Annotated in this window: 7 protein-coding genes; 4 read left to right on the forward strand and 3 right to left on the reverse strand. The window is 63.9% G+C overall.

Annotated features, from left to right (window positions below):
* Nucleotides 1-52: 52 nt before the first annotated feature.
* The 3 genes from hpaE to hpaH are packed head-to-tail and all read right to left on the reverse strand — an operon-like array spanning nucleotide 53 to nucleotide 2,818.
* Nucleotides 53-1,591, reverse strand: a complete 1,539-nt coding sequence (gene hpaE, locus IVA80_RS30785) for a 5-carboxymethyl-2-hydroxymuconate semialdehyde dehydrogenase (protein ID WP_247438531.1) — start codon at nucleotides 1,589-1,591, stop codon at nucleotides 53-55.
* On the reverse strand, nucleotides 1,584-1,982 hold the full coding sequence (locus tag IVA80_RS30790) for a 5-carboxymethyl-2-hydroxymuconate Delta-isomerase (protein WP_247438533.1): 399 nt from the start codon (nucleotides 1,980-1,982) through the stop codon (nucleotides 1,584-1,586). The genes hpaE and IVA80_RS30790 overlap by 8 nt, the downstream gene beginning before the upstream one ends.
* A gap of 29 nt (nucleotides 1,983-2,011) precedes the next feature.
* Complete coding sequence (gene hpaH / locus IVA80_RS30795; protein ID WP_247438535.1) at nucleotides 2,012-2,818, reverse strand: 2-oxo-hept-4-ene-1,7-dioate hydratase; 807 nt, start codon at nucleotides 2,816-2,818, stop codon at nucleotides 2,012-2,014.
* A gap of 111 nt (nucleotides 2,819-2,929) precedes the next feature.
* Here hpaH and hpaR point away from each other — a divergent pair, with 111 nt between their 5' ends.
* The 4 genes from hpaR to IVA80_RS30815 all read left to right on the forward strand — a co-directional run bounded on the left by hpaR (nucleotide 2,930) and on the right by IVA80_RS30815 (nucleotide 7,225).
* A complete protein-coding gene (gene hpaR / locus IVA80_RS30800; RefSeq protein WP_247438537.1) occupies nucleotides 2,930-3,448 on the forward strand; it encodes a homoprotocatechuate degradation operon regulator HpaR in 519 nt (172 codons plus the stop codon).
* A gap of 117 nt (nucleotides 3,449-3,565) precedes the next feature.
* Nucleotides 3,566-4,651: a malate/lactate/ureidoglycolate dehydrogenase gene (locus IVA80_RS30805; RefSeq protein WP_247438539.1), complete on the forward strand. Its 1,086-nt coding sequence runs from the start codon at nucleotides 3,566-3,568 to the stop codon at nucleotides 4,649-4,651.
* 115 nt (nucleotides 4,652-4,766) lie between these two features.
* A complete protein-coding gene (locus tag IVA80_RS30810; protein ID WP_247438541.1) occupies nucleotides 4,767-5,543 on the forward strand; it encodes an aldolase/citrate lyase family protein in 777 nt (258 codons plus the stop codon).
* 158 nt (nucleotides 5,544-5,701) lie between these two features.
* A complete protein-coding gene (locus IVA80_RS30815; protein WP_247438543.1) occupies nucleotides 5,702-7,225 on the forward strand; it encodes an altronate dehydratase family protein in 1,524 nt (507 codons plus the stop codon).
* The last annotated feature ends 180 nt before the right edge of the window (nucleotides 7,226-7,405 follow it).

The raw sequence follows: 7,405 nt of genomic DNA on the forward strand, positions 1-7,405 counted from the left end.
GTTGGTCGATGAATGGATTCCGGCTCGCGCTCCGCGCGCCCCGGAATGACAACTAAATTCCCAGCTTCTGAATCTTGTGCGTGCCCCGCGCCAGCGAGACGTGCTTGGTTTCCATGTAGAAGTCGAACGAATAGTCGCCGCCGTCGCGGCCGATGCCCGACGCCTTCATGCCGCCGAACGGCGTCGGCAAATGGCGGACGTTTTCCGAGTTCACCCAGATCATGCCGGCCTCCAGCGCGTCGGCGACGCGCAGCGCACGGCCGACGTCGTTGGTCCAGACATAGCCGGTCAGGCCATAGCGGATGTCGTTGGCGATCTCGACCGCGTCCTTTTCGTCACGGAAGGGCAACACCGTGAGGAAGGGGCCGAACACCTCCTCCTGCGCCACGCGCATCTTGCCGTTCGCGTCGGTGACCAGCGTCGGCTCGACGTAATGTCCACCGCCCGGGCCGTCATAGGCCTTGCCGCCGACCGTGATCGTCGCGCCATCCTGGCGCGCGACGTCGAAATAAGAGCAGACCTTGGCCAAATGCCGTTCGTGGATCAGTGGCCCGATTTCGGTGGCGGGATCGAGCGGATGGCCGACCTTCAGCGCCTTCACGCGTGCGGTCAGCTTCTCCACGAATTTCTCCGCGATGCTGGCCTGGATCAGCAGGCGGCTGGACGACGTGCAGCGCTCGCCATTCAGCGAGTAGATCATGAACACGACGGCATCGAGGGCGCGGTCGAGATCGGCGTCGTCGAACACGATCACAGGGTTCTTGCCACCGAGCTCGAAATGCACGCGCTTCAAGGTCGGGGCGCCCTGAATCATGATCGCTGAGCCCGTCGCGCTCTCGCCGACGAAGCCGATCGCCTTGATGGCGGGATGCTCGGTCAGCGTCTTGCCGGCCTCCTCGCCAAAACCGTGGACGGTGTTGAGCACACCGTCGGGAACGCCGGCTTCCTTGACGAGCCTTGCCAGAACGGCGGCCGTCACCGGCGACCATTCGGCTGGCTTGTGCACGACGGTGCAGCCCGCGGCGAGCGCAGGGGCAATCTTCCAGGTCGAGAGCATGAACGGCGTGTTCCACGGCGTGATCACTCCGACCGGGCCGATCGGTACGCGGGTAGAGACATTCCAGTGCTCGTCGCTCGGCGTGTTCTGGCCGTCGCGGGCTTCGCCGCATCTGTCGGCGAAGAAGCGGAAGTTTTCGGCGGCGCGGATCGCGGCTTTGGCCATGAAGCGATAGGCCTGGCCAGTATCGATGCATTCGAGCACGGCGATGTCTTCGGCATGGTCCTCGATGGCATCAGCCACCCGATGCAGCAGCTTCTTCCGCATCGCAGGCGCCATGTCGCGCCAGGACTTGAAGGCGAGCCCAGCGGCGGTGGCCGCGCGATCGACGTCTTCGGCGTTGCCGCGTGCGACGCTCGCAAGCGTCGCTCCGTCGACCGGCGACTTCGTCTCAAAAGTCTCGCCGGAGATCGACGGCACGACCTTGCCGTCGATCATGTGGCCGATGCCGTCGGCCCGCAGCTTTTTCAGCAGCGGCGCGACACGGTCGCGGTTGGCCTGGAACACATCGGCTTTCGACGTGGGCTTATCCATGGGCAGCCTCCGCTTTCAGGGCGTCGTGAATGTTGTTGCGCTTCCAGCTCGTGTCCTTGTCGTTGATCTGCATGTCGAACGACAGAGCGAACTTGCTGGCAGCGAAGACGGGGTCGAGATGTCGGGAGAGCGCCTGGAAGACGTGTTCGCCGGCTTTCTGACGCGTCGGAAGGTCGCGGCCTTCGCCGATGCGCAGCACCATGTCGAGAAAGCCGTAGTCCTGCCGGGCGTCCGCGATCGCGTAGTGCTCGCATTTGATCGCGCGAACGCGGATACCGCCGAGCGGGAAGATGCCGGTCTCGACCGCAGCCTTGCGCACGATCTCACAGACTAAAGTCATATCGAGTCGGCCGTCGAGATTGGCCGAATATTCGATCGTGAAATGCGGCATCGCGGTTTCACTCCCTGTATTTCCATTCGTCAGGCGAAGTGGCAGCTCACCGAGCCGTAGGCGCCATAATCGGCCTGAATTGTGTCGCCCTTGCGGGTCTCGATCGGACGGATGAAGGAGCCGGCGAGCACGATCTGGCCGGGCTCCAGCGCAAGGCCCAGCGGCGCGATCTTGTTGACGAGCCAGGCGACGGCGGTCGCGGGATGATTGAGCACGCCAGCGGCAAGGCCCGTCTCTTCGAGCTGGCCGTTCTTGAAACAGAGCGCGCCGATCCAGCGCAAATCGGCGTCCAATGGGCGGATCGGCCGCCCGCCAAGCACGATGCCGGCATTGGCCGCATTGTCGGCGACGGTATCGAAAATCTTTCGCGTCGCCTTGGTTTGGGAATCGACGCGCTCGATCCGCGTGTCCAGAATCTCCAGCGCCGGCACCACGAAGTCGGTGGCGTTGAGCACGTCGAATAACGTGCAGTCGGGCCCCGCTAGGCGCTTGCTCATGACGAAGGCGAGCTCGGCCTCCACGCGTGTCGCAATGAAGCGCTCCGTCGGGACGAGGCCACCATCGGCGAAGAACATGTCGTCGAGCAGCACGCCGGAGTCGGGCTCGTCGATGTCAAGCGCGCTCTGCATCGCCTTCGAGGTCAGGCCGATCTTGTGACCTTTGACAATGCGGCCCTCGGCGATCTTGAGGTCGACCCAGGCCTTCTGAATCGCGTAGGCATCGGCGATGGTGATGCCGGGAAAATCCTGCGAGAGCTGCCGGATCTGCGTGCGGGTCTTCTCCGCCTGGTGCAGACGCCTCGCGCAAGCTCGGATATCGTCGTTGGAAAGCGCCATCTGTGATCTTACAAATCGTGGTGCCGGGATATACTTAACATGTTAAGTGAATGCGTCAAACACAATTCGGGCTTGCTGCATTGCAAACATTTTGCGGCTTGAAAGGTCGTGATGGCGAAGAGAGCGGTTGATCCTGGGAACGATACTGAGCCCGCCGCACGGCAGGTGCCGATGCGCGACTTCTCGCGCTCGCTGCCGATGTCGCTGCTCAGGGCGCGTGAAGCGGTGATGCGGCAATTTCGTCCCAAGTTGCGCGAGCAAGGCCTGACAGAGCAGCAATGGCGCATCCTCCGCGCACTGGCAGCCATCGAGGCCGCTGAGGTGACGGAACTCGCACGCACGGCATTTCTGCTCGGACCGAGCCTGTCGCGCATCCTGCGCGATCTCGAGGCGCGCAATCTGATCGAGCGCAAGACGGCGAAGGCGGACCAGCGCCGCAGCATGGTCTCGATCTCGAAGGAGGGCGTGAAGCTGATGGCCTCCGTCGCGCCATCCTCGGAAGCCATCTATGCGGAGATCACGCGACGCTTTGGCGCACGCAAGCTCGCCGAATTGCAGGAGATGCTCGGCGAGCTCGAACAGAGTCTTGCAGGGCTCGGCGCGGGCGATGAGGCAAGTGCCGAGGAGTGAAAGCAGATATGCGTGAGCGTGCGGCAATGGCCATGGACATTGCCGCATTTTTTCGCTCAAAGTGGCCTCAAGCCGATCGCTGCAAAATCGGCGCCGGGTAGAGGCAAGCAGACCGTCATGGTCACTATTCAGGTTCAGCGGCTGATCGATTTCGTCACCGAGGTCTTTGCGCATGCGCAGTCGTCGCCGGAAGAAGCCAGGCGCATCGCCGCGTATCTGACCACGGCAAACCTGACCGGCCATGACAGCCACGGCGTGATCCGCGTGCCCGTCTATATCCGCTGGCAGAAGACGGGCTTTGTTGTCCCGAACCAGAACGCCGAAATCGTGCTCGATACGCCTTCGCTCGCGGTGGTCGACGGCAAGTTCGGCTACGGCCAGACCGTGACGCCGCAGGCGGTCCGGATCGGTATCGAGAAATGCAAAATGGCGGGGCTTGCCGCGGTCGCGCTGCGCAATGCGGGGCATATCGGCCGCGTCGGCGATTGGGCCGAGATGGCTGCTGCCGAGGGTCTGATCTCCGTGCATTTCGTCAATGCCGCGGGCTCGCTGCTGGTGGCTCCGTTCGGCGGCGTCGAGAAACGGTTGTCGACCGCGCCTTACTGCGTCGGCATCCCGCGCGAGGGCCAGGACCCGATCGTGCTGGACTTTGCGACCTCGGTCGTGGCCGAGGGCAAGGTGCTGGTCGCAAGCCGCGGCGGCAAGAAGCTGCCAAGGGGCGCGCTGGTCGATTCCGACGGCAGCTTGAGCGAGCACCCGGTCGTGCTCTACGGCCCCTTCACGCCGGACGGGCCACGCGATCACACCAAGGGCACGGGAGCCATCCGCGCCTTCGGCGAGCACAAGGGATCGGGCCTTGCCTTCATGTGCGAACTGCTCGGCGGCGCGCTCACCGGAACCGGGGCAACATCGGGCGGGCGGCGCTTTGCCAACGGCATGCTGGCGTTCTATGTCGATCCGAAGGTCGTCGATACCTCCCATGTGTTCGACGCAGAGGTGTCGCGCTACGCGGACTTCATCCGTGCCACCAAGCCGATGGCGGGGGTCGATCAGGTGCTGATTCCCGGCGATCCCGAGCGGAAAACCCGGGCTGAGCGCACCAAGAACGGCATCCCCTTGCCTGATGACACCTGGGCGGCAATAGTGAATACGGCCCGCGAGGTCGGCGTCAGCGAAATCAGCATCCAGCGGGCAACCGCATAGGCGTTGCGTCTTTGCGAGCGTAGCGCGGCGATCCAGTTCGCGGTAACAGCGGGATCGTGCTGTCGCGGCGCTCGTCATGGTGACGAAGGTCAAAATAACAAAGAAGGAAGGCAACGTGGCGAATAAGGTCAAGGAAATCTGGAAGTCGGGCAAAGCCGTGGTCAACGCGTGGCTCGCGATTCCCTCCGGCTTCTCGGCCGAGATGATCGCGCAATGCGGTTTCGACAGCGTCACCGTCGACATGCAGCATGGCGTGCAGGACTATCTGTCGATGGTGCAGTGCTTCCAGGCTATGGACAAGCATCCGGTGACCCCGATGGTCCGCGTGCCCTGGAACGAGCCCGGTATCATCGGCAAGGTGCTCGACGGCGGCGCCTATGGCGTGATCTGTCCGATGGTCAATACGCCGCAGGAAGCCAGGAATCTCGTCTCCTATTCGAAGTATCCGCCGAAGGGCGTCCGTTCCAACGGTCCGATCCGCGCCGGCATGTACGGCACCGCGGGTTCTTACCAGAAGACGGCGAACGACGACATCGTGCTGCTGCCGATGATGGAGACCAGGACTGCGGTCGAGAACATGGAAGCGATCCTCGATGTCGAGGGCCTCGATGGCGTCTATATCGGCCCGTCCGATCTCGGCTTCTCCTACGGGCTGGAGCCGAAGCTCGACCGCACCGAGCCCGAGATCCTCGCGATCTACGACAAGATCATCAAGGAATGCGGCAAGCGCGGCCTCAACCCGGGCATCCATTGCAGCGGCGCCGAAGGCGCGGCGCGCGCCATCAACATGGGTTTCAAGCTGGTGACGCTGTCGAACGAGGTCGGCCTGATGACGACCTACGCCAAGATGCAGGTCAACGCGACCCGCAAGGATTCGGCCGGCAAGGCTTGATCTCTCTGTGTCCCGGACGCGGTGCGGCGCACAGTGCCGCTCCGCAGAGCCGGGACCCAGTCGCTTGCGAGAGACACGACAAATGGGCCCCGGCTCAGCAGCGCATCGTTTCACGCTGCGCTGCGCCCGGACGATAATTTCGATACAGGAGCACTCCCATGACCATCGGCCCCGTGATCCGCCTGCATCCCGATGATGGCGTGCTGATCGCGCGCGCGAGCCTGCCGCCGGGAACGGCGGTGGCCGATGGCGTGACCACGGTCGAGCGCATTCCCTCCGGCCACAAGGTCGCGATCAAGCCGATCGCATTGGGCGAGCCGATCAAGCGCTACGGCCAGATCATCGGCTTTGCGACAGTGCCGATCGCACCGGGCCAGCACGTGCACACCCAGAACTGCGGCATGGGCGATTTCGCCAAGGACTATGCCTATTGCGCCGACGTCAAGCCGACGCCGAATTTCGACCTGCCGGCGACCTTCGAAGGCATTCGCCGTCCGGACGGCCGCGTCGCCACCCGCAACTACATCGGCATCCTCACTTCGGTGAATTGCAGCGCGCATGTCGCGAGCCTCGTCGCCGACGTCTTCAAGAAGAATCCGTTCAGCGGCGACAATCCGCTGGCGGATTTTCCCAATGTCGACGGCGTGGTCGCGCTGACCCACAAGACCGGCTGTGGCATGACCCAGAACGAGCCTTTGGCGCTGCTCCGCCGCACCCTCGGCGGCTATGCGCGGCACGTCAATTTCTCCCACGTCATCGTGCTCGGCCTCGGCTGCGAGGTGAACCAGATCGGCGGCTTGATGGAAGAGCAGAAGCTCGCGGGACGTCTGCGCGCGATGGACATCCAGGAGGTCGGCGGCACCCGCAAGACGGTGGAAGCCGGCATCGCCTTCGTGCGTGAAGCTCTCGCGGACGCCAACAAGGTCAAGCGCGAGTCCGTGCCGGTGAGCGAATTGACCGTGGCGCTGCAATGCGGTGGCTCGGACGGCTATTCCGGCGTGTCCGCCAATCCGGCGCTCGGTGCGGCGAGCGATCTCATCGTGCGCCACGGCGGCGCCGTAATCCTGTCGGAAACGCCGGAGACCTACGGTGCCGAGCATCTGCTGACGCGCCGCGCCGTCAGCCGCGAGGTCGGCGAGAAGCTGGTTGATCTCATGCGCTGGTGGGACGCCTACACCGAGCGCGAAGGCGCCGAGATGAACGCCAATCCGAGCCCCGGCAACAAGGCCGGCGGCCTCACCACCATTTTGGAAAAATCGCTCGGCGCGATGGCGAAGGCCGGCACCACCAACCTCGTCGACGTGCTGCGCTACGCCGAGCCGGTGACGAAGCGGGGCTTCGTATTCATGGACACGCCCGGCTACGATCCCGTCGCCGCGACCGGTCAGGTTGCCGGCGGCGCCAACCTCGTCTGCTTCACCACGGGCCGCGGCAGCGTGTTCGGCTGCAAGCCCGCGCCCTCGATCAAACTCGCCACCAACACGCCCATGTATAAGCGCATGGAAGACGACATGGACGTCAATTGCGGCACCATCCTCGAAGGCGAGGAGAGCGTCGAGCAGTGCGGCCAGCGCATCTTCGAGCTCATTTTGAAGACGGCGTCGGGACAGCCGACCAAGAGCGAGAGCTTCGATTTCGGCGGCGCGGAGTTTGCGCCCTGGGTGTTAGGGGCGACGATGTGATGGCGGCCGCGTAGCCCGGACGGAGCGAAGCGAAATCCGGGACGATTCAATCCGCGGATGAAGAACCCCGGATTGCGCTGCGAGACTGGGCAATTATTTGTTTTGTCGCCGGCTTACGCGGTCGTGTCGGAATGTTTGACGGATTTAGGCTCGGAGTGGCGCTGGGGCGGCCCGTAGCCG

Origin of the sequence: Bradyrhizobium sp. 139 (assembly GCF_023074175.1) — a bacterium.
GTDB lineage: Bacteria > Pseudomonadota > Alphaproteobacteria > Rhizobiales > Xanthobacteraceae > Bradyrhizobium.